Source organism: Brachyspira hampsonii 30446 (assembly GCF_000316195.1).
In the GTDB taxonomy this organism is placed as follows: Bacteria; Spirochaetota; Brachyspiria; order Brachyspirales; family Brachyspiraceae; genus Brachyspira; species Brachyspira hampsonii_C.
Genome location: NZ_JH994111.1, coordinates 678,290 through 703,068, shown reverse-complemented (window position 1 = coordinate 703,068; position 24,779 = coordinate 678,290). Strand labels below are relative to the sequence as shown.

Below are 24,779 nucleotides of genomic sequence, written 5' to 3'. Positions count from 1 at the left end.
GCTGTCCCATAGAATCATACAAAACGCCTTTTAATTTTGGCGATACCAATATGGTTCATTAGAAAAATATATAGGTATTATTGCCATATCATTAATTAATAATTCTTCAGCTTTATGCATAGTCATCATTCTATGAGATGAATCTGTAATTAATGCTGCTGTTTTTATAAGATCATCATATCTTGTATTATTGTAAACACTATTATTATTAGGCGATGTGCTTAAAAATACCGAAAGAAAATTTATAGGATCATTAAAATCTCCATTCCAAGTTCCGCTTGCTATTTCAAAATTTTTATCAAATCTTTGAGTAAATAAATCAGATAACTCTAACTCTTCTATATTTACATCAATACCTAAGTTTTCCTTCCACATTTTTTGTATAGCCTCAAATATATCTCTATGTATACCATAAGTGGTTTTTAATGTCATAACAGGAAAATCATTACCATTAGGATATCCGGCAAGGATCATAAGTCTCTTTGCTTCTTTAACATTATTCTCATAACTTCCTTTACTTATATCTATATAATCGCCGCCATTTTTTCTAAAATCTCCAAAAAATCCAGGTATGCCGTAAGGTACAAAAGCTGCTGCAGGTTTTTCACCATTTCTAGTGATATTTTCAACTATATAATTTCTATCAATTACAAGAGATAATGCTTTTCTCACATTTACATCAGATAATACTCTATTTGTATTATTTATAAAATAAAAATATGTTCCTATTCTAGGCACATCGTATATATATCCAGATCTTTGCAATGATGCTATATTCTCTATTGGAAAGTTTCTTGAAAAATGAAGCGAACCATTCTTTACAGAGTTCAAAGAGTATTGAGGATCATTTTTTAATATAAACTCTAGCCTGCTTGGTATAACTTCTTTATTATTCCAATAAAATTCATTTTTTTCCATTATAATATTATTATCTATTTTTCTCTCTACAACTTTAAATGCTCCATTTCCTATAAAAGTTTCAGGTTTTTCTGTCCAATTATCTCCATGAAGTTTTATTATATCTTCTCTTAAAGGATAAAATGTAGGGTATGATAAAATTTCAATAAAATAAGCTAAAGGCATATCTAATATTATCTCTAATGTATAATCATCTATAGCTTCAACACCCAAATATTTTGTTTCTATTTCACCGCTAAGTACATCTTTAGAATTATTTATAAAACTATATTGATATGCGAATTTGCTTTTTGTATTAGGATCAAATAGCCTTCTAAAAGAATAAACAAAATCTTTTGCTAAAACCGGATTGCCGTCAGACCAATAAGCATCTTTTCTTAAATGAAATGTGTACACAAGTCCGTCAGCACTTACATTCCAACTTTCAGCGGCAGCAGGTATTACTTTACCGTCTTTATCCTTACCAACCAATCCTTCAAATATATGATTTAAATATATTAAAGTATCTGATGTTACATTTTTACTAGGATCCATAGTATATGGTTCCTGACCTATATTTATCAGCAATGAAAAATACTTCCCTGAAGGAGGACTGTCGGTAATGCTTTCTTCTATTTTTGTACATGATATAATTACAGACATCAGAATAATTATAAGAATATAATATTTTGTTAACATTTTATTATCCAAATGCATTTTACTTCAATTAAGTATATACTCTATAACATTTAATGTCAAATAATATTATTTTATTAGTTTAAAATACTCTATTATATTCTTTAACTCTTCAGATTCATCTGCAATGGATTTATAGTTATCAGAAATACAATTTACAAATTTATAATTATTATTTGACTTATCATCATTTGAAACTTCTAACTTGGAATTATTAGATATCTTATACTGATTATCTTTCAATACATTAATAATACTATTTAAATATTCTATAGTGTTATTATTATCAGCATTCATATCTGTAATTTTATCCGATTTTATATTATTTACAGAATTATTTAAATCTATATTATATGATTTCATTTTATATTTGTTCTTATTAATAAAATTTATTACAGGTATTACTTTTCTATTTATAATATTAGGTATTATAATAATTATTAAAATAATCATCACAGAAATCATAATTCCTATCATTATAAACATTTTACTATTATTTTTTAATACCATAGCCGACGGCACTGCCACCTCAATACCCCAATGAACATTATCAAATAACTCTATAGGCTTTACAATATAAAAATATCTATTTAAATTTTTGAAATTGTATTTTTCTATTATTAAACTTTCATTAGAATTTACAATATCCATTACATTATAATTATTATACGGATGATATAAATTAGTAAAATTTTCTCCTATAATTTCAACATCAGTGTTGCAATAAATAATATTTCCATTCTCATCAAATAAAGTAATAGATATATCATTTTCTTTATAAAAATTCATACTAGCAGAACTCATATCCAAACCAATTATACCTATAATTTTATCATCATTAGAATATATAGGCATTATATAAGTTTGAATCTGCTTATACTTATTTTGCATCTGAACAGTATATATCGGAGTTATGTACATTTCATTTTTTTCTATTGCATTTTCTATAAATGATGATTTTAATTCTAAATTTTCAGCATCAAGTCTTGATATATTTCCGTCTTTATCTTTGCCGATATATATTCCAAATTGTCCGTTTATATTTTTATACAAGCTGTCATTTCTATATATATTATCATCATCAATTGCATTCGGAAGAAAAAGTAAAAAAACTGCTTCAGCATTTTCACTGATATTTTTAGCAAATTTATCCATAAATTTTTCATATATCTTTCTATTTCTTATGCTGCTGCTGTATAATTCTTCTGACACAATTTTTATACTTCTAATGAAATTTAATTCACTATTGACGACATCTTTCATATTCAGCAATTTAACTTCAGATATTTGATCTATTGCAGATAATGACATATCTCTAGAAATATTATATGTATACATAATAGTTATAATACAGCATATCATTATTATAACTATTATAGGTATTATAATAAATAAACTTATTTTAATATTTAAATTATTTCTGCTATTCATAATCTTATGATACTTAAATAAAATAATATTTTCCAATATAGTGTAAAATATTTTGTTATTTTTTGCAATTACTTTTACTTTTATAAAATATATTTTTAAATTTCATTTACATTATTTAAAAATGTTATAATTCTCATTCATAATATTAGACTTGTTTCAAAAGTAATTTTATTTATAATTTGTGGGGACTAGCCCTACGAAGTACACAGTCGTGCCACACCCCCACTTCTTTTGTGACGCCTGTCCGCCTTCGGTGTGGCACAGGCACAGCCCGCCTGCGGCGAGAAGCATACGAAGTACGCCTGTGGCGAAAGACTGCATATTTATATACTAAAATAACAATTTGTACAACATATAAAATATCTTCTCTGTAATTTGAAAATTAAATAATTTTTATAATTAATATTGTCAAGTAGTTTTGAAACAAGTCTAATATTACTATATAGAACTATTTTTAAGTAATTTTTTAAAAGAAATTGTAAACAATGTTACAGTTGTACAAACAGCTAAAAAATCAGCTATAGGTTCTGCAAGAAGTACCGCCATTACTTTATTTTCAAAAAATATCGGTAATATAAATATAAGAGGTATTAATAATATTACCTTTCTTAATATAGCTAAGAATGCAGATATTTTAGCATTTCCTAAAGCAACAAATGTCTGCTGACATGCGGTTTGTGCTCCGAATATTAATGAAGCTGCCATATATATTTTTAAAGCCCAAACAGCATAATTTATTAATTCTTCATTACTTGTAAATATCCTCACGAAAACATAAGGAAAAAATTCAGATATAAACCACATTAAAAAAGAAAAAGAAATACAGCTTATTAAGAGTATCTTAAAAGCAGATTTTACCCTATTTAAATTATTTGCTCCGTAATTATAACTTATAATAGGCTGAGCTCCTTGAGTAAGTCCCATTATAGGAAGAAAAGAAAACTGCATAATGCTGCTTAGTATAGTCATGGCACCAACGGCTAAATCTCCTCCGTATTTCAAAAGCGATGTATTAAAAGATACAAATAAAATACTTTCTGTAAACTGCATTATAAACGGTGAAAAACCTAAAGCTAAACATGGAAGTATTATATTAGGAGATATTTTTAAATTTTTTAATTTCAATTTTAATATGCTTCTATTTGAAGTCATAAAAGAAAGTATCCATATACATGATATAGCCTGCGATATAATAGTGGCAAGTGCAGCACCTCTTACATCCATATTAAATACAAATATAAATATAGGATCCAATATTATATTAGTTAAAGCACCTATCAAAACTGTAAACATACTTGTTTTTGCTTTTCCCTGAGCAGTGATAAAAGCATTGAGTCCTAAAGCTAATTGAACGAATATTGTGCCTATTGAATATATTCTTAAATATCTTAATGCATATATAATAGTATTTTCACTTGCTCCGAAAATCATAAGAAGAGGCCTTGAAAATAATAATAATATTATAGTTAAAGTTACTGAAATGATAATTAATGTCATAGCACAGTTTCCAACTATTTCTTCAGCTTTATTATAATCCTGCCTTCCCATCATAATAGAAGCTCTAGGAGAACCGCCCATGCTGATAAGATATGCAAATGCCGAAACCGCCATTATAACAGGCATTGTAACTCCTACCCCTGTTAAAGCCATTGCCCCAATATTAGGAATATGCCCTATATACATTCTGTCTACAACATTATAAAGTACATTTATTATTTGTGCGGCTATTGCTGGAAGTGCTAATTGAAAAAGCAATTTTCCTACAGGCTTATTTGCAAGATCATTTGATTTTGAATTATTATTATCTAATACTGCTTCATTACTCATAATTATCTCATCTATTATTTTTTAATATAGTTTATATTTTATGATATATAATAAACCTATTTATGTTTTAGTCAAACTTTAAATTATTGACTTTAAAAGTTAATATTATATCATTAAACTATTATATGCTAGGATACTAAAATGAAAAACTTATATGTATTAATTATTTCTATTTTTTTAATTTTATCATGTTCTAATGATGTAAATAATCAAAAAGTTCTTACAATAGTACATGTAAATGACACACATTCAAAAAATAAGGAATTTATTACTATATCAAAAGAAGACGGCTCTACAAACAGATATGCAGGTGCCGCTAGAAGAAAAACTTTTATTGATAATGTAAAAAAAGAAAATAAAAATGTTATAGTAATGCATGCCGGCGATACAATTGCAGGAAGCGTATTTTCTATTGTATATCAAGGTATGGACGAAGCAGAACTTATGAATGATATGGGCTTTAATGTATCAACTTTGGGAAATCATGAATTTGATTTTGGAATAGAACAATTAAATAATATTATAAGTAATAGAAATTTCCCAACAATAGCATGTAATGTTAAAGTAAAAGCAACAGGCGAAAATTATGTTCTTCCATATATAGTAACAAATATTAACGGTATACATACTGCAATAGTAGGAGTTTTGCAAAGTGAAAAAATGAATATAATTCAGGGGCTTGATTATATAGATATAGAAGATGAAGTTACCTCTATAAAAAATCTCTTAGCAGAAATACCATTAAATACTACAAATGATATAACAATTCTATTAAGTCATGCAGGATTCGATACTGATAAAAAAATAGCTCAGGAAATACCAAATACATTTAATATAATAATAGGAGGACATACTCATACTCTATTAGATGCTCCTGTTGTTATAGGAAATACCACAATAGTTCAGACGGGGGAATATGGAGAGTATATTGGAACTATTGATGTAATATTCAAAAATGGAAAATATGCTTATCCTGAATATAAACTCAATAGATTAGATGAAAATATAAAAGAAGATGAAAATATATTGGCTAAAATAAATCAAATGCAGATTGAGGTAGATAAAGAGTTTAATATTGAAATAGCAAAACTTCCTTATGAATTAACTGATGAAAATGTTAGAAATAAATCTACTGCTTTAGGAAATTTTGTTTCTGATATAGCTGCTTCATCTCAGGAAGGTATTGATATAGCATTAATAAATTCAGGTTCTCTACGAGGAAAACTTCCAAGCGGAAAAGTTACATTAGGAAATATGTATGAGTTTTTCCCATTCGATAATTTGATAATACTCACAACTTTAAATGGAAAAGATTTAAAAAATATATTAGAATTATCAGCTTCGAGAAAAGGAGAAGGAGCATTTTTACAGGTTTCAAAAGACTGCATTATTAATTTCGACAGTAATGGAAAACTTTTAGAATCATATATAAAAGGAAAAAGTATAAATGACAATGAAAAATATGTAGTCGCTGTTGCCGATTATATATTTAATGGAGGAGAAAAATATATTGATGAAAGCGGCAAACCTTTATTTCAGTACGGTGAAAATACCATACATACAGGACTTGATATAAGAGATTTAATAATAAAAACTCTAAAAGAATATAAGAATGTTCCAGAGAGTGCCATTGATAATACAGCGCGTATAATATTTAAATGATTTTTTATATAAAAAAGGGGCTGTAATAACAGTCCCTTATATTTTATGTACTTAATAAATATAATTATTTCAAAGCAGATGAAAATTCTATATATCCTGCCTCTTTAAGATAGTTAACATTTTTAAATCCATTATCAATCAAATACTGCACTGTCTTTCCAGAGCGTCCTCCTGTTTTGCAGTAGAACATATATTTTTTATTTTTATCCAATGATAAAAGTTTTTTGCTGTAGCCTTCAGCCCTATAATCAATATTGACAGCATTTTTTATAGTTCCTGTTTCTTTAATTTCTTGAGGTGTTCTGACATCAACTAATATTATATTAGGATCAGATTTCCATAATGATATAAAATCATTAATGGCTAAGCCATTTTTATTAACAACTTTTACATTGTCAAGCTCGTATGAAACTTCATTAGTTTGTGCAGTTTGTGCATTACATACTACTGCTGTTAATAATAATGCGATGATAATAAAAAGATTCCTTTTCATAGGTCTACTCCCTATTAGTATATTTAATTTACTAATTAGACGAATTTAATATATGAAAGTTCCCTAAAATATTAATTTTTTATTATTTTTTGAGAAAATTTTATTTTTTTTTGTACTTATATTCTAAATTTAAATACTTTAATGAATCATATATCAAAATACTATATAATACCTATTATTTTTTAGTATAATTTTTAACTAATCTATTTCTCTAATAACCTTAAAGAAATTATCAATAGTTAACTGAGATATCATATTTTTTTCATAATAGTCTATTATATTATTTTTGAACAAAGCAGAAAGCAAAGCATCTTTATGATTTTCATATATTTTATAAGTTCGTTTATCTTTATCATCAAATAAATCTTCTATTGTAATGAAATTTGGATTAATATCTTTAAGCTGAGTTATTTTCAAACTTGTTCCTTCTGCTAATTCTGTAAATTGATCTGCCGAAATATCACTGTCAATTAATAAAATTGGATTACTAGAAAGTTTAAATAAAGAATCTATTATATCATTTTTTTGTCTTTCATCATTAGGTCTTCCCACCCCATTAATAGGCATAAAAGCTGTATTTATTTCTTTGTTTTCTATATACTCCATTAATAATTTGAAAGCTGTAATATAATTATAATCTGTAATACCTTCAACATATACTATTTTAGTATCTCTCATAATATCTATATGCTTAACTCCAAATGCATTGATAATTTTTTCTAATGTATCTACTTTTCCGTAAGTGGCAGAGAAGTCATTTTCTATTTTTACCCCAATGCCGTCTTGTTTAGGTTCTACTATTTTTAACTCATCTAAATAATTAATATCAGCAAAATAAGGTATTTGAGTGGATGTTATTATAGTAATTCCATTCTCTTTTGCAAACTCTTTTAAAAATTTTCTTAGCTCTTTAATTAAAGGTACTGATAAATGCTGTTCTGGTTCATCAATTATTATTATATCGCCTTTTTTTAATTCATTAGGATTTATTGTATTGAAGAATAAACTAAAAAACCAATTAAAGCCTTCAGATTCATTTTCTAAATTTGTAAGTCCGTTTTTAGTTTCAAAATATATTTTTATAGTACGCTCCTCTAATGCTATTTTAAATTTATATTCATTATCTGATTTATAAAGCTCATTGAATTTCTTTGATACAGTGCTGTCAAAAAGCTTATTTATCTCGCTTTCTGTCTGCTTTGTAAAAGCAACATCCAATAATATATCAGTATAGTTTTCTATTAAATTATTATACATATCCATATTATCAGAGGCTTTGAATAATGAACGCAGAAAATTAGATTTATATATAATATTATCTATTCTAGTTCCATAACATTTTATTGTAAGCTCACTGTCTTTTATATTTTCTCTATGAACATATATATTTATATCTTTACATTCAATTTCTTTTAATATACACAATAATTTTTCAAAATAATTTTTATCAATTAAATCTTCATTAAAATCAAACTCATAATATTTAGAAGTTTCATTTTCTATATAAAATGTTTTATCAAGCAAGCTCACTAATAATTTTAATTTATCTATATTTTCATTTTCTTTGTACTTATAAATTATATCCATTATTTTTGATACGGTATAATCTAATATATCTTCATAAGTGTATTCTTTTTTTGATTTATTATCAAGTTCATAATTATTCTTATAAATATCATAAATTATATTCTCTTCATCTATATTTTTTTTATTATTCTTTTCATCTATGTTCATTTCTCTTCTAAATATATAATCTGTTATCTTTAATAAATAATCTTTAATTAATATAATATCAGTATTAATTTTATTTTCTTCTAATTCCCATACAAGTTTATATTTATATTCATCACCATAGCCTTCTTTTTTTATCTCTATAGCTTCACACTTACCTTTATATATAAGACCGCTGTCTGATTCAATAAATATTTCTAACTCAGGCTTGCATCCTATAAAACCTTCTATTTTAGGGTTATCTATTTTATCATCTATACCCCCTTTAAATGCTTTTTCTATAGCTGAAAGTATATTACTTTTCCCAGTGCCATTGGCTCCTATAATACTTATTAATGCCCCCTGCTCTACATCGCCGTTAATATATAATCTGCCGTATTTTACTTCATTTTCTTTTTCTTTGTCTGATGCCTCTTTGCTCACTATTATAGGATTAATGTTTCTGAAATTTTTTATTGTTAAATATCTCTTCATAAGTTTTATCCTTTGCTTTTATCTATTTATTATTCTTATACACTTATTTTAAGATGCCACCATTTAACTGCATACTAAGTAAGTCTCATCTGCATACTAATGAAGTTATAGTTAAGCATCATGTACAGCCTAAATTAGAATAAGGGCTGCATATTTATATACTTAAATAATATTTTATACAATATATAAAACATTATTTTTATAATTAATAAATTACTAAAATTTCATATATAACCTTTTCAAGTAGTTTTAAAACAAGTCTAATTACTAACAGCTGTAAAATAACAATAAAAAAGGCTCACAAATTATCATAATCTGTAAGCCTTTCATTATTAATCTTTTTTATATTTTAAGTAACTAATACTAATTATTTAGCATAAGCTCCAACTTCATCTTTTATACTTTCTTGAGACATAACACTGTTCATACTGTCTTTAGCAGAACGAACAAAGAACTCTAAACGGTTTATAGTATTAACTTCACTAGCACCAGCATCCATATCCAAATAAAGAAGATTCAAATTAGGATATCTAGTTTTAAGTCTAGTTTCAATACCGCGTGCTATAATGTGATTAGCAATACAACCGAAAGGCTGTAAACAAAGTACATTATTAACACCTTCTTCTGCGAAAGTAGCTATTTCACCAGGTAAAAGCCAAGCCTCTCCGAATTGGTTAGTCATAGCAGTAACTTTAGCAGCATTTTCAGCTATTTGACGAATATGATGAGCAGGTCTGAAACCTTTGAATTTAGACATTATCTGATTAATAGAATCTACTCTTACATCAATAACTTTTTCTGAAAGTTTAGAGCCGTAATATCCAAGGAATGATACCTCTCTTGCATGAGTTTCTTTGTTTACCTGTTCGCTTATAACTTTCTGTACAAAGAAGTCAAATACAGGCGGAACTATTACTTCAACTCCTTTAGCCATAAGCCAATCGCAAACATCGCCATTAGCAAAGTTATTATATTTTACATAAATCTCACCTACCAAACCAGCTTTAGGCATATCCAAATCATTAGTTTCAATAGCATTAAACTCAGCAACAGCTTGTTTTAATAATTTATCAGTAGGTTTAAGAGCAAAATCTTTAGGGTGTAAAGCTATATATTTATTAGCAAGAGCCAAAGCCTCTCCCTTTTTAACCTCACGGGCTGCAGTGTAGTAGTACATTGTAGATATAGCATCAGCATAAGGCATAGCTACAATACCTTCTTTCATCAAATCCATTTTTGATACTTCAAAACCAGGCTGATCATTAGCTACAGTAAGCCCTACAGTTACTACTGGAACATCTGGATAACCAGCATTAATTAAACCTCTTTTTATAAGAGAAGCATAGTTACTAGCACGGCATTGTCCTCCTGTCTGAGTAATACCAGCAGCTATTTCATTAGGATCATACTGTCCGCTTTGAACTGCTCTTATAATATCACCAACTACAATAGTAGCAGGGTAACATATATCTTGATTGGCATATCTTAAACCTAATTCTACAGATTCTACATCAGGATCTGGTAAAGCTATAGGTTCATATCCGCTTCTTTCCAAAAGAGTTTGTATCATGCCGTCATAGAATTGAGCGAATTTAGGAACAAGTATTTTTCTTTTATCATTTTTCTCATATCTTTTAATGATAGTTCTTTCAGGTTTTTCTTTAGGTATGAAATCGCCTTTCATTTTCATACTTTCTATCATAGAGCGTATTCTTAATCTGATACTTCCAGGGCTTGATATTTCATCAACTTTTACCAAAGTAGGACTCTTACCATAAGCATTAAGTATAGATTTTATTTCATCTGAAGTAGTAGCATCTGGACCGCATCCAAAACTATTAATTTGAACTACTTCAAGTTTCATGTCATTTTGTTTAGCAGCCCACAAAGCAGCTTTAAACATTTTATTAGGATAAGACCATTGAGTTAATACTTGTACATCAGCAAGAGATTCATCTATATCAAGACCATCTTCAGTAAGTACATTAATACCGAATGAAGCAATAGTTTCAGGTATTTTATGGTTGATTAATGGGTCAATATGATAAGGTCTGCTTACTATAAGTATAGTAGGTGTCTGAGTTTCTTTGGCATGTTCTATTATTTTTTTGCCTTCAGCTTTTAATTCTTTTTTGATTCTCTCCTGCTCTTTTAAAGCCATTTTGAAAGCTCTGTCAAAATCTTTTTTATTTATTCCAAGCACTTTTACAAAATAAGCTTTACAGCCTTTATATAATAAATCTTCATTCAAGAAAGAAATTGTCGGAGCATCAAAAGGTATGCCGTATTTAGTTAATGGGCTGATAGAACTGTCTATTACATCTGGATATCCTGTTACTACAGGGCAGTTATAACTATTGAAACTTCCGTCATCTTCAGTTTTTTCTAAAACTACAGAAGGATAGAATATTCTGTCTACTTTAGATTCTATCAAATCATATATATGTCCGTTAGCTATTTTAGCAGGGAAACATATATTATCACTCATAACAGTACCAGAACCTTTTTCAGCTATAGCCATACTAGAAGGAGATGATAACTGCACTCTGTATCCGCATTCTACAAGTATAGTAGCCCAGAATGGGAAGTTTTGATACATATTAAGTACGCGAGGTATACCAATAGTACCTTTTATTTCATCTGAATCAGGTGCTAAAGGTCTGTCAAAAAGAAGAGATAGTTTTTTCTGAGTAATATCCATACCATATTTCTTTTCGCCTGTACCTTTATTTGAGAATATTCTTTCGCATTTATTTCCTGTGTAGAATGATTTTAAATCTTTAAATTTTAATCTTGTAACAGTACAAAGATTTTCACATCCTTTACAAGTAAGCTGTTTTCTTTCATAATCATTAGCTTCCTGTAAATTATCCAAACCTACAAATGTAGTATCTTCTTCTTTTGTATTATAAGTATCCAAAGCAAGCAATGCACATCCATAAGCACCCATAAGCTCAGATATATCAGGACGAATAACTTTTTTATCTAAAAACTTTTCTACAGAACGAAGAACAGCAGAGTTTTTGAAAGTACCGCCTTGAACGACTATATGATCTCCTAAAATAGAAGTATCAGTAATTTTTAATACTTTAGTGAAACAGTTTAATGTAACACTTTTAGCAAGACCAGCAGAAATATCAGAAACAGAAGAACCTTCTCTTAATGATTGCTTAACTTTACTATTCATAAATACTGTACAGCGGCTTCCTAAATCACAAGGGCTTGCGGATTCGCAGGCAATATTAGCAAAATCAGCTACTTTATAACCCATTCCTCTTGCAAATGTTTCTATAAATGAACCGCATCCTGAAGAACAAGCCTCATTAATTTCAATATTTTCTATAATACCGTCTTTAATGAATATAGCCTTCATATCCTGTCCGCCTATATCAAGTATGAAGCTGACATCTTTATCAAAAGCCTTAGCACCTCTGTAATGTGCCATAGTTTCAACGATACCTTCGTCCATATTAAAGGCAGCTTTTATCAAGTCTTCACCGTATCCTGTAACGGCAGTTCTTGCTATATTTATTTTAATATTTTTTTCATCTAATTCTTTTTTTATCTCTGTAAGACCTTCAGTAACAGCACCTACTGGGTTGCCGTTATTGTTTCTGTAATGTCTTAATACTACCTGTCCGTCTTCATCTATAATAACGATTTTTGTAGTAGTAGAACCAGAGTCTATACCTAAGAATGTATTTTTACCATTAACAGTAGAAACATCAGCAGCTCTTACTTTATCTTTGCTATGCTCTTCCTGCCACTGTTCATATTCTTCCTGACTTGAAAATAATGCTTCTCTTGTTTTAGAATTAGTTATTTTTACCTCTGCAGAAATATTTTGAACTAATTTAGTAAAATCAGAAACTTTTATTATAGTCTGCTCTTCTGCTTCACCGAAAGCAGCACCTATTGCAGCTGTTAATTCTGGGTGATCAACAGTATACATATCATCTTCTGTAGCATCTAAAAGAGCTAAGAAAGTTCTTCTTAATTCTGGAAGGAATGTTAAAGGACCGCCTGTAAATAATATCTTAGGCTTAATCTCAAAACCTTTAGCCAAAGTATTAACTGTTTGAACAGCTACAGCTTGGAATATACTTTTAGCAATATCAGCTTTAGGAATATCACGGCTTATAAGAGTTTGTACATCTGTTTTTGCGAATACTCCGCATCTGCTTGCCATAGGATAAATAGAAGTTGATTTTTCTGCTAATGTAGAAAGCTCTGAAGGCTGAACATTAAGAAGTGTAGCCATTTGGTCTATGAAAGCACCCGTACCGCCTGCACAGTTACCATTCATTCTTATATCGGCTTTGAAGTTATCATCAAATACTATAATTTTAGCATCTTCTCCTCCGATATCTATTAATGTTCTTCCGTAAGGATAAATCTTTCTGATAGCTGTTGAAGAAGCAATTACCTCTTGTACGAAGCTAACACCTGTCTTTTCACATACCCCCATACCTGCAGTACCTGTCATAGCAAGTGAAAGTTTCAAATCGCCATGCATAGCCTGTAAGTTATCTAATATTGACAATAATGTATCTTTTATGTCGGCATTATGTCTAACATAAGTTTTAAATATCATGTTGTCATTATCATATACAACCATTTTTGCAGTAGTTGAACCAATATCAATACCTGCTTTGAAAATTTTTTCCATAATATCTCTCCTAATTTTTATTATTCAAGTACCATATTATACGAATTAACAAATATTATTTTAGTTTTATGCTTCTTTATATTTTCCTCCGGTATATGCCCGTAGAAAAGAACTATTATAGTATCATCTTTTTTTGCATAATGGACATTATCTCCATTTATACCTATGATACCTGTACCCCTTATACCTTTAACAACTTCAGTTTCAAAGCGAATATCATTACTTAAATTAATAACCGATACCCTCTCCCCATCCATTATATCTGATTTATCAAGAAGAGCCTCATCTATAGTTATTGAATCTCTAAAGTTTAAATCTGTCCTTGTAACTGTAAGTCTGTTTATTTTGGATTTTATGACACTTCTCATCATATATAAAAATCCATAATCATTTTTAAAAATATTTTACCGATTATATTAGAAAATGTCAATATTATAAATATAGATATTTATTAATAATAGTTATTATATACTATTATTAATTATAATACAATAATACATTTTATACATTTAATATGTAATAGTAAAAAATATATTTTTCACTAAAAAGGACTTATAAAAGCATTAAATAAATTTCCGCTAAGATTACCCTCAGCAATTATATCCATTTTAAAAACTTTCTTATTTCCCAATCTATAATTAACATAATCATCTTTTTCATGAACTATAATCTCTAAAAAATCAATTTTACTCATAAACTCCTTAATAAATACTTCCTCATCAATAGTATTTCCACCATTTTTAGAAGAAATATTGTTACCCTCTCTTATAATCTTTCTTGCAGAGTATTCCTTTATTTTTTTGTCGAATTCTTCCTTATCCAAAAATATATCTCTTAAAAAATTAACAGCTTTATTTTTATCACTTTCAGTAGAATCATCAAATGCCATAAGCACTTTTTTATTATTAAGCCATTCAATCTCTTTATCAAAAGAACCTACCATTCTATTATATAAAAAACTCCCAAGAACCTCATCACTATAATAAATAGGCTTTAAATAGTCTCTAAGCATTTTATTTAAATCTTCATCTTTGTAATTATTATCTATAATATCAGCAAGCAAAAACTCTGCTAATTCTTCTCCCTGTTCTTTTTCGTATCTAACTTTCAATTTTACAACAGACTCTCTCTTAATTATCTTTTTATAATAATCCAACTCTTTTTCATCAATTTTCATTCTTACAACTATTTTTTTATTTTTTTCTATATATCCTGTTTCAATATCTTTATATGCAATGCACATCATAAGTACATTTATCTTATCATCATCTTCTGCCCTAGCACCAAAAAATTCAGGAGACCCTATTATAAAAGCTACATCCTTATACTCATCTAAAAATTCACTTTCTTTTTGCAAATAAAACATAATTAAAATCCATAATTGTATTATAAACTAATAATTTATTTTAAAACAAATAACAATAATTGTCAAAAAAAAACTTATATATTGATAATAAACATTTTTTATTATAAAATTGAAAAAAATATATTAAAGGAGTTGAAAATGAATAAAAACATTTTCACAAGCTCTATAGGAGTTATAATAGCAGGTGCTGTTATAGGTGCTATAGCTGCTTGGCTCGCTGTAATGGGAAACCCTGCCAATATGGGTATATGTATAGCATGTTTTACCCGCGATTTGGCTGGAGCTTTGGGATTACATAGAGCGGCTGCAGTACAATATATAAGACCTGAATTAATTGGGCTTGTTATTGGTGCTACAGTTTCAGCAATGCTCTCTAAGGAATTTGTTCCTAAGGGAGGAAGTTCACCTATTATAAGATTCTGTTTAGGCTTCTTTGCTATGATAGGAGCTTTAGTTTTCTTGGGCTGTCCTTGGAGAACTTTGCTTAGAGTGGCAGGCGGTGATATTAACGGAATATTCGGTTTAATAGGCATCATTATAGGTGGAGGAATAGGAGTTTTCTTTTGGAAACAAAATTTCTCTTTAGGTCAGCCAAAAGCTTATAAAAATAAGTTAGTAGGATTCTTGCCGTTAGTTATATCAATAATTCTATTAATTCTATTACTAAAACAAACTAAATTTTCTGAAGGCGGTCCTATATTTTTCTCTGAATCTGGCCCTGGAAGTATGAAAGCTCCTATAGTAATAGCATTAATAGCTTCTATAGTGATAGGATTTATAGCACAAAAATCAAGATTCTGTACTGTAGGCGGACTTAGAGATGGAATATTTATGAAAGATTTCCATATGACTAAAGGTGTTATAGCTTTTATCGTTGCTGCTTTTATAGTTAATATAGCTACAAGCAGATTTAATTTATCTATGGAAAATCAGCCAATAGCCCATACAAATATTTTATGGAATACTGTATCAATGATTCTTACAGGATTAGCTTTCACTTTAGGTGCAGGATGTCCTGGAAGACAAGTTATACAATCTGCGGAAGGAAATATGGACAGTTTTATATTCGTTATAGGTATGTTAGTTGGTGCAGGATTTGCTCATAACTTTAATTTAGCAAGTTCTACTGCTGGTCCTACTGCTTATGGAATGGGAGCTGTTATTTTAGGATTAGTATTTTGTATAATCATTGGTTTTACAATGAAAGAAAATACTGCTGCGTGATATATCTCTTTTACAGCCGTGTGCTGCAATAATAAAAAAAGAGAGATAATGAAGCAAATTTTTGGAAGTAATATAATAAACTTTGCCTCTGCTTTGTATTCTTAAAACTTAATAGAGTTATGATAATACAAGGCAGAGGCAAAAATTATAAAAAAGATTTAGATAAAAATATAATTCTTATAATAAGAATTTTTCTAAACAAAACTTATATAAAAAAATATTATACATCTTTATTTTAATTTAAAAGGATTTTATATGCCCGATACTATAAAAGTAGATACTAGAGGAATGTCATGTTCTCAAGCCTCTTTTCAGGCAAAATGTGCTGCTATTAATAATATAGAATTAAATACAATCATAGAAGTTTTAGTGAGCGGACATTCAAGCTGTGAAAGTGTTATCAGAGGATGCAAAAAATACGGTTATGAAGGAACTTTCAAACATATAGAAAATGAAGATATACTCGTTACTCTAACAAAAGTAAAATAATTAATATCATTAAATATTCTTATAAATCAATAAAAAAGGAGGCATTAAAGCCCCCTTATATTTTCAAAACTAACTTAAATTATTTATTAGCCAATTCATGAGCATAAGCCATTCTAAACATATCAACTTCATTAAATTGTTTAGTAATAAATTGTATACCAATAGGCATATTGTTTTTATCTGCACCGCAAGGTACACTCATAGCAGGTAAGCCAACCAAGTTAATATTAGAAACATAACTGTCAGCCAAGAAACTTAAAGCACTGTCTGTTTGATCCCTAGTGCCTAAAAGCCCTGCAGTTACAGGAGAAGTAGGAGAAATTATAACATCAACATTTTTGAATGCATTATCAAAATCCATCTGCATAAGTTTTCTTACTTTCAAAGCATGCTGATAATGGCTGTAGAAGAATTTTTTACCTGTCATCAAAGTACCGAATAATATTCTAGCTCTAGTTTCAAAAGCAAGTCCTACACTTCTTGAAGTATAATAATATTCATCTAAATTAAAATCACCTTTAGGGTGATATCCGTATCTTATACCATCATATCTTCCCATATTAGAAGCAACCTCAACATCCATGACTGCTGTGTAAACTCTTGAGCCATATTTAGCATTAGGCAAACTAATCTCAACAATTTCGGCACCCTGATCTTTTAATTTGCCTATAGCATCCATAACATTCTCTTTAACATCATGAGATATTAAATCTGTATCATAATACTCTTTAGCAAGTCCTATTTTCATACCCTTAATATTTCCATCTAAATAAGAATTATAATCAGGTACAGGGATATTTAAAGTAGTAGATTCTTTAGGATCAAATCCTGAAATAATCTTAGTCATTAAAGCAGCATCTTTAACATCTTTAGTTAAAGGTCCCACTTGGTCTAAACTGCTTGCCATAGCAACACAGCCTAGTCTAGGAACTCTTCCATAAGTAGGCTTAACACCAACTATACCGCAGAAAGAAGCCGGCTGTCTTATTGATCCTCCTGTATCACTACCCAAAGCACCGAAAGCAAAATTAGCAGCAACTGCAGCAGCAGAACCGCCTGAAGAACCTCCTGGAACATGAGCTCTATTTTTAGGATTTCTAGTAACTCCGTAATTTGAAGTTTCTGTAGTACCTCCCATAGCAAACTCGTCCATATTAGTTCTGCCTATAATAATAGCTCCGTTATCTATTAATCTCTGAACTGTTGGTGCTGTATAAGGAGCTTTATAACCTTCAAGCATCTTTGAAGAAGCTGTCATCAAATGATCTTTATAACATAAATTATCTTTAATAGCCAATGGAACTCCAAGCAAAGGCAAATCTTCTCCGTTATTGATTCTTTCCTGTGCTTTTTTAGCCTGTTCTAATGCTTCCTCTTTGAAAATTTCAATATATGCATATATTTTATCATCTCTTTTATTGTCTTCTTCTATTTTTTTTATGATAGAATCAACTAATGTAGGAGCATCTATTTCTTTATTTTTTAATTTTTCTCTTATTTGAATTATAGTCAATTCATTTAACTCCATAATAAAAAACCTCTCCCATTAATAAAAGTTATTAATTTGAAAGATTATATCATGTATGAATCTTTTTTGCAAAAAATAAATATATTTTTTAAACTATAATATAAAAAAATAGAGAGCCTGCAAAATACAGACTCTCTATTTATTAAAATCAATTATAATTACTGAGCGTTTTCAGTAGCTTGAGTTTCATTGTTATTATTGTTCTCAGTATTTTCATCTTTTGGAGGTTTGATTTCTGGAGGTATTCCTACAGGAACATCAGCAAAATCAAAATAATTTTCATAATATAAGTTTTGGAATCTATTAGCTATAGGCTGCATTCTAAAATTATCTACATAAGAAGCAACAAAGTTAATACTTTTGCCGGCATAAGTAGCATAATAAACAGCTAAAGAAGTATTAGCAGCACTATTGGCATAATTACCATATCTCATAGAAGTGAAATCATCAAAAGTAGTATATCCGCTATTGTGGAATCCGCCGTATTTCATATGGAAACCGCCTAAAGTTCTGCTGAATAAACCTCTTGACATTACATAACCTGGGTGAGCATATTCTTTACCTTCATTTCTTGATTTGTACTGTTCTAATGTGTAATCACCTTCATAAACAGCACTTACAGCAAATAATTTATCTTCATGAAAGAAGAATTTATAAGCCCATTTAGTTTCTTTTCCAGCTAAAGTAGCTTCTTCATTAATGGCATCAGCTCTAACTGTCATACATTTAAATTCATTAGTAACAATGAAATTAAAATATAAAATATTTTCATCTCTTGTGAAAATTTCTGAAACATCATTAGTAGTAAATTTAACATTTATCCATTTCATAGTATGAGGATTATACCATACTAAATCAGGATCAGGATATTTACTAACATAAAATGTACCGCTTACAGGCTCAGCAGCTGCTGAAGAAAAATTAGAAGCCATTAATATTTCATTAACTTCATCAGGAGTGATTCCATAAGGTACTAAATCATTAAACATGAAAGGAACAGTTTGGTATGCATGAACTGATATTGATATAGCTACCAACAAAAACATAACTAGTAATTTTCTCATTTTGTTCTCCAAGATTTTTATTATTTATTATTATACTATTATTGAATAATAAAATCAAATACATTATGTTTACTTATGGATATTTTTTTACACTTTATTAAACATAACTTGATAATAAAGTGATATATATTGACTTTTTCTAAAAAATAATTTATTATATTTTGATTAAAATACATACTTCGCTTCTTTATAGAGTTAAAATTTAATACAAACTCAGAGAAGCTTTGTCCAAGGAGTTAAAAACAATGAGAGAATATGAAATATTATTCGTAACAGAAATCAATGACGCTGTGCATCAAAATGCAAAAGATCATGTAAAAACTATTCTTCAAAACTATCATGCAGAAATTTTTAATGAAGCTGATTATGGTATTCATAATTTAAGCTACCCTATTCGTAAAGTTAATCAGGGTAAATTCTATTATTACCATTTTAGATGCGACGGAAGCAGTTTATCAAGCATTGAAAAAGAACTTCGCTATGAGCTTAGCATATTAAGATTCATAATAGTTCGTTTAGATGAAATTATTCAAAAAAATAAAAAAGAAAACAATAAAGAAAATGTTAATGAAGAAGCTTCTAAAGAGGCTTAAGCAGGTTTTATTATGGCTACAGATTTTAACAGTGTAACTTTAATAGGAAGACTTACAGCAGATCCTGTATCTAAATATTTACCTAGCGGAAGTGCTGTTGCTGAGTTTTCTATAGCAAATAATTATTATGTAAGCAGCAAAAACACTACTGAAGTTAATTACTTTGATGTTGTTGCTTTCGGAAAAATGGCTGAAACTGTAAGCAAATATCTTACAAAAGGAAAGCAAGTTGCTGTGATGGGTACTTTAAGGCAGGAAAGATGGCAGGATAAAGATACTAATACTGCCAGATCTAAAGTGAGAATCATTATGCAGTCTATGCAGATGCTTGGAACTTCTGCTAATGCAGCTCCCGGTATGGATACTGCCTATTCTCCTTCTGCTTCTAGCGGAAATGTTGATTTAGGCAGTTTTGAAGATGATGATGAAGTACCATTTTAATAATTAATAGTATAATTTTTTAGGAGAAAAACAATGGATTTAGAAAATAATGAAAATAATAATAATAACGAAGAAGAAGTAAAAGCTAAAGGTGAAAGAAAACCTCATTTCAATAAAGAAGCTAATGAAAAAGATGGCAGAAAAAAATTCTTTAAGAAAAAAGTTTGCTATTTCTGCAAAAATAATATTGATGTTTTAGATTATAAAGACATTAAATTATTAAAAAGATATGTTAAAGACAGCGGTAAAATTATACCTAAACGCTTAAACGGTACTTGTTCTAAACATCAAAGATTAGTTACTAAAGCTATTAAAAGAGCTAGAAATATAGCACTTTTACCTTATGAAACTAGATATTAATTTTTACTGAAATATAAAAATTATGAAAGCTGCTGTTATTTACGGTGGCTTTTTTATTTTAACTATTTTATTTTGTAATAAAATATTAATAATTAATAAATATAATAATCTCACTTCCATACCTATTAAGCATAATTAACTATAACAATTAAATATTTGATATTATAGAAAAAATATTTATAATCCAAAATAATTTAATAACATATGATAAGGAGTTAATTTTATGGAAGTAAAAATGCCTAAAATAGCATTAGGAGCTTGGTCTTGGGGAGCAGGTTTTGCAGGAGGAGATCAAGTTTTTGGAAATAGTTTATTTGAAGAAGAATTAAAACCTGTATTTGATAAAGCAATTAGATTAGGGTTAAATTTATGGGATACCGCTGCAGTTTATGGAGAAGGTAGTTCAGAGCGTATATTGGGTAATTTTATTAAAAATTTGCCAAATACGGATGATATCATAATCTCAACAAAATTTACTCCTCAAATAGCTGGAAAATCTGATAATCCTATTAAAGAAATGCTAGATGAAAGTAAAAAACGTCTTAATACTAACAAAATAGATATATATTGGATTCACAATCCTTCAGACTTTAGAAAATGGATAAATTATATAATACCAATAGCTAAAGATAAACAAATTAAAAGTATTGGACTTTCAAATTTCAATATAGAACAAATCAAAGAAGCTGAAGATATACTTGAAAAAGAAGGATTAAAAATATCAGCTATTCAAAATCATTTTAGCCTATTAGATAGATTTTCTGAAAACTCTGGTATATTAAAATATTCTAAAGATAAAGGCATTATGTTTTTCTCTTATATGGTTTTAGAACAAGGAGCATTAACAGGAAAATATAATGTTTCAAATCCATTCAAAAAAGATACTGCGAGAGATAAAGCTTACAATTCTCACTTAAAAGAATTAGAAGCATTAATTGAAGGCTTAAAAACTATTGGAAAAAAATATAATGCAAGCCCTGCACAAGTTAGCATTGCTTGGGCTATATCTAAAGGAACATTACCAATTATTGGGGTTACAAAAGTACATCAAGTTGAAGAGGCAAAAGAGTCTCTAAATATTATCTTAAAAGAAGATGAAATTAAATATTTAGAAAAATTGGCAGATGATACTAATATAAAAACAGTAAGAGATTGGGAAGAGAATATGAAATAGTTTTATAATAAATAAAAAACTAAAAAATAATGTTTGAATATTAATTTTTATATATTAAAAGAGGTGTTAAAAAATGAAAGTATTAGCTATTAATGGAAGTGCGAGAAAAGATGGAAATACTGCTATTCTTGTAAACATAATATTTGAAGAGCTTAACAGAGAAGGAATTGAAACTGAAATGATACAATTAGCAAGACAAGTGATAGAACCTTGTAAAGCATGCTGGGGCTGTGCTAAAAAAACTAACTGTGTGCATAGAAATGATAATTTTCAAGAATATTTTGAGAAGATGAAAAATGCCGATGGCATCATACTAGCATCTCCTGTTTATAGTGCAAATATTTCTTCTAATCTTCAGGCATTTTTAGAGAGGGCATCGGTTATTTCTGATATGCATAGGGATAAAAACTTATTTAAATATAAAGCTGGTGCTTCTGTTTGTGCCTTGAGGAGAGGCGGAGCTTTGAATGCTATTGATGCTATGAATCATTTTTTAATTATTCAGGATATGTTTTTAGCAGGATCAAGCTATTGGACTTTTGCTTTTGGTAAAGATATTGAAGATGTAAAAAATGATGAAGAAGGAATAAAAACTATAAAAAATCTTGGTATAAATATAGCTTATTTAATGAAGGCTTTAGAAGATAAAAAACTAAAATAATATTAATTTTTTATGCAAAAAATATTTTCTTATTTTTATTTATTTCTCCGTAATTTTCACTGTGTATTTTTTAGAATAATATAATTTTATAGTTTATGTTTTAATTTTAATTAAACTATTGACTTTTAACAAACTTGTTGCTATAAATGTTATATTACACAAACAAAATATATGATAAAAAACGGAGCAATAATAATGAATAACAATCAATTTAAGGTCTTAAAGTACATTATAATTGTAATTTTTATTACTGCATATACTTCTTTGGCTCAAAATAATAATCTTATAAATTTAAATGCATTTGACAGCTTGAATAAAAATGCAGAAATATCTTTTACATTAATTACGAATAATAATAATCAATTAGCAGTAAAGGCAAATATACCAAACAATTACTATGCCTATTTAGAATCAAAAATAGCAAATAAAATATTATTTTTTGCAGAAAATAAACAAATTAATACAATATACCCAGAAGGAGAAAAATATCATGATGACATTATAATAAAAGGCGAACAAGAGTTTATTTTAGAAGGCATTGATATAAATAAAATTAACTTTATAAAATCTACCTATCAATTATGTTCAGCAAAAGACAATGTATGTCTGCAGCCTCAAAGTAAAGTTATATACGGAGAAGAAATTGATATACCGAACAATAATATAGCAGATGAAAAGCCAGAAAATGCAAGTTCTATAGAAAATTATATAAAAGGAAGCAATAATATATTTATAACATTGATTTTAATATTTGCAGCAGGACTTGCATCCGTACTTTTGCCTTGTACTTATCCATTGCTCTCAATAACAGTGTCTATTTTAGGAACAACAACAGATGACAAAAACAATAAAAAATCAAGTGTATTAGCTTCTCTTTTATTTGCATTGGGAGTAATTACAACATACACTCTTTTGGGTGCTGTGGTTTCTGTTGCTGGATTTGCTTTTCATAAAACTATTCTATTTGGAAGTATTGGATATAATCCTATTGTACTGACTATTTTAGTATTGTTATTTTTATACTTTACTTTTTCTATGGCTGGTTTTTACGAGATTAAAGCTCCTAGTTTTTTACAATCTGCAAAAACAAATGCGTACTCTAAAAAAAATCAGTCATTATTTCATAAATACATAATGGGGCTTCTTGCAGGAATAGTTGCTACTCCTTGTGCTGCTCCTATAATAGCAGTTATATTAGAAATTGGTTTTCTTAATCCTGTATTTGCAACTTTATACATGGCTGTTTATGCTTTGGGTTTTGCCTCTGTATTATTTGTTCTTGGTACTTTTGCTTCGATACTCACCAAAATGCCTAAGGCTGGAACTTGGATGGTATATGTTAAATATATTTTCACTTTTCTAATGATGATAATAAGTTTCTATTATGCTAATATACTTTTCGGAGTTTTAGGATTTAATAAAATAAGTTATATACTTGCCTCTGTTACAATATTAGTATTTGCAGTATTAGTTTACATAATTAAAAATAAATCTGCTATACTGAGTGCATTAGAAATAAAAATATTCGTTTCTGTAGTCATTATATCAATAGCATTAGGTTCTACATACGGATTTATAAAGTCAAAAAGCGAAGTTTCAAATACTATATCATACAATGAAGCATTAGAGCTTTCAAAACAAAATAACAAACCGATATTAATAGATTTCTCTGCTGTTTGGTGTGCAAATTGTTATGAACTTAAAGAGAAAGTATTTATAAATGAAGAACTAAAAAAATTCATAGATGATAATATGATTTTCACTGAAGTTGATGTTGATAAATACAAAAATATTTCTGATGAGTATAATGTTAAATGGCTTCCTTGGATAATAGTTATTGACAGCAACAAAAATATATTATACACAAAGAATTCATTTTCAAGTTTTGATGATGAAATGGCTTTAAGTATAAAAGAAGATTTAGAGAAAATAATTAATAAATAAATTTTGTAAATATTTTTTATCATAGTTTTATAATCTGATTTATAAAAATTGACAA

General features: G+C 28.3%; 19 protein-coding genes. 9 read left to right on the top strand and 10 right to left on the bottom strand.

The features are described from left to right. Positions 1-30: 30 nt before the first annotated feature. From A966_RS07945 to A966_RS07935, 3 genes are all read right to left on the bottom strand, one after another. Positions 31-1,596: a peptide ABC transporter substrate-binding protein gene (locus A966_RS07945; RefSeq protein ID WP_008724404.1), complete on the bottom strand. Its 1,566-nt coding sequence runs from the start codon at positions 1,594-1,596 to the stop codon at positions 31-33. A 66-nt stretch (positions 1,597-1,662) separates the two neighbouring features. Continuing rightward, positions 1,663-3,024, bottom strand: a complete 1,362-nt coding sequence (locus tag A966_RS07940; protein WP_008724402.1) for a cache domain-containing protein — start codon at positions 3,022-3,024, stop codon at positions 1,663-1,665. A 438-nt stretch (positions 3,025-3,462) separates the two neighbouring features. Next, a complete protein-coding gene (locus A966_RS07935; RefSeq protein WP_008724399.1) occupies positions 3,463-4,851 on the bottom strand; it encodes an MATE family efflux transporter in 1,389 nt (462 codons plus the stop codon). Positions 4,852-4,992: 141 nt separating this feature from the next. Here A966_RS07935 and A966_RS07930 point away from each other — a divergent pair, with 141 nt between their 5' ends. After that, entirely contained in the window at positions 4,993-6,513 is a 1,521-nt protein-coding gene (locus tag A966_RS07930) for a bifunctional metallophosphatase/5'-nucleotidase (protein WP_008724397.1), read from the top strand. 64 nt (positions 6,514-6,577) lie between these two features. On the opposite strand, the gene A966_RS07925 is transcribed toward A966_RS07930, so the two are convergent. From A966_RS07925 to A966_RS07905, 5 genes are all read right to left on the bottom strand, one after another. Beyond that, a complete protein-coding gene (locus A966_RS07925; protein ID WP_008724395.1) occupies positions 6,578-7,006 on the bottom strand; it encodes a rhodanese-like domain-containing protein in 429 nt (142 codons plus the stop codon). A 198-nt stretch (positions 7,007-7,204) separates the two neighbouring features. Further along, on the bottom strand, positions 7,205-9,211 hold the full coding sequence (locus A966_RS07920) for an AAA family ATPase (protein ID WP_008724392.1): 2,007 nt from the start codon (positions 9,209-9,211) through the stop codon (positions 7,205-7,207). A gap of 367 nt (positions 9,212-9,578) precedes the next feature. Then, on the bottom strand, positions 9,579-13,880 hold the full coding sequence (locus A966_RS07915) for an acyl-CoA dehydratase activase-related protein (RefSeq protein ID WP_008724389.1): 4,302 nt from the start codon (positions 13,878-13,880) through the stop codon (positions 9,579-9,581). Between the two features lie 20 nt (positions 13,881-13,900). Then, a complete protein-coding gene (locus A966_RS07910) occupies positions 13,901-14,251 on the bottom strand; it encodes an aspartate 1-decarboxylase (RefSeq protein WP_008724386.1) in 351 nt (116 codons plus the stop codon). A gap of 170 nt (positions 14,252-14,421) precedes the next feature. Next, positions 14,422-15,246, bottom strand: a complete 825-nt coding sequence (locus tag A966_RS07905; RefSeq protein ID WP_008724384.1) for a DUF2262 domain-containing protein — start codon at positions 15,244-15,246, stop codon at positions 14,422-14,424. 138 nt (positions 15,247-15,384) lie between these two features. Between A966_RS07905 and yedE the strand changes: the two genes are divergently transcribed. Beyond that, positions 15,385-16,470 carry a YedE family putative selenium transporter gene (gene yedE, locus A966_RS07900; RefSeq protein WP_008724382.1) on the top strand — a complete coding sequence of 362 codons (1,086 nt, stop codon included), beginning with the start codon at positions 15,385-15,387 and terminating at the stop codon, positions 16,468-16,470. 255 nt (positions 16,471-16,725) lie between these two features. Next, positions 16,726-16,959, top strand: coding sequence for a sulfurtransferase TusA family protein (locus A966_RS07895; RefSeq protein WP_008724380.1), 234 nt, complete (start codon positions 16,726-16,728; stop codon positions 16,957-16,959). 79 nt (positions 16,960-17,038) lie between these two features. Here the strand turns inward: A966_RS07895 and gatA are convergent, their stop codons facing one another. Together gatA and A966_RS07885 are read right to left on the bottom strand one after the other, a co-directional pair. Then, the gene (gene gatA / locus A966_RS07890; protein WP_008724378.1) at positions 17,039-18,487 is read right to left on the bottom strand and encodes an Asp-tRNA(Asn)/Glu-tRNA(Gln) amidotransferase subunit GatA; all 1,449 of its coding nucleotides are present in this window, start codon (positions 18,485-18,487) and stop codon (positions 17,039-17,041) included. Positions 18,488-18,645: 158 nt separating this feature from the next. Then, positions 18,646-19,551: a hypothetical protein gene (locus tag A966_RS07885; protein WP_008724376.1), complete on the bottom strand. Its 906-nt coding sequence runs from the start codon at positions 19,549-19,551 to the stop codon at positions 18,646-18,648. A 245-nt stretch (positions 19,552-19,796) separates the two neighbouring features. Here A966_RS07885 and rpsF point away from each other — a divergent pair, with 245 nt between their 5' ends. From rpsF to A966_RS07855, 6 genes are all read left to right on the top strand, one after another. Continuing rightward, positions 19,797-20,144: a 30S ribosomal protein S6 gene (gene rpsF / locus A966_RS07880; RefSeq protein WP_008724374.1), complete on the top strand. Its 348-nt coding sequence runs from the start codon at positions 19,797-19,799 to the stop codon at positions 20,142-20,144. 12 nt (positions 20,145-20,156) lie between these two features. After that, positions 20,157-20,585 carry a single-stranded DNA-binding protein gene (gene ssb, locus A966_RS07875; RefSeq protein WP_008724372.1) on the top strand — a complete coding sequence of 143 codons (429 nt, stop codon included), beginning with the start codon at positions 20,157-20,159 and terminating at the stop codon, positions 20,583-20,585. 33 nt (positions 20,586-20,618) lie between these two features. Further along, positions 20,619-20,945 carry a 30S ribosomal protein S18 gene (rpsR, locus tag A966_RS07870; protein ID WP_008724370.1) on the top strand — a complete coding sequence of 109 codons (327 nt, stop codon included), beginning with the start codon at positions 20,619-20,621 and terminating at the stop codon, positions 20,943-20,945. Between the two features lie 223 nt (positions 20,946-21,168). Continuing rightward, positions 21,169-22,119 carry an aldo/keto reductase gene (locus A966_RS07865; RefSeq protein WP_008724367.1) on the top strand — a complete coding sequence of 317 codons (951 nt, stop codon included), beginning with the start codon at positions 21,169-21,171 and terminating at the stop codon, positions 22,117-22,119. 73 nt (positions 22,120-22,192) lie between these two features. After that, positions 22,193-22,780, top strand: coding sequence for a flavodoxin family protein (locus tag A966_RS07860; protein WP_008724365.1), 588 nt, complete (start codon positions 22,193-22,195; stop codon positions 22,778-22,780). Between the two features lie 195 nt (positions 22,781-22,975). After that, positions 22,976-24,724, top strand: a complete 1,749-nt coding sequence (locus tag A966_RS07855) for a protein-disulfide reductase DsbD family protein (RefSeq protein WP_008724363.1) — start codon at positions 22,976-22,978, stop codon at positions 24,722-24,724. Positions 24,725-24,779: the final 55 nt, after the last annotated feature.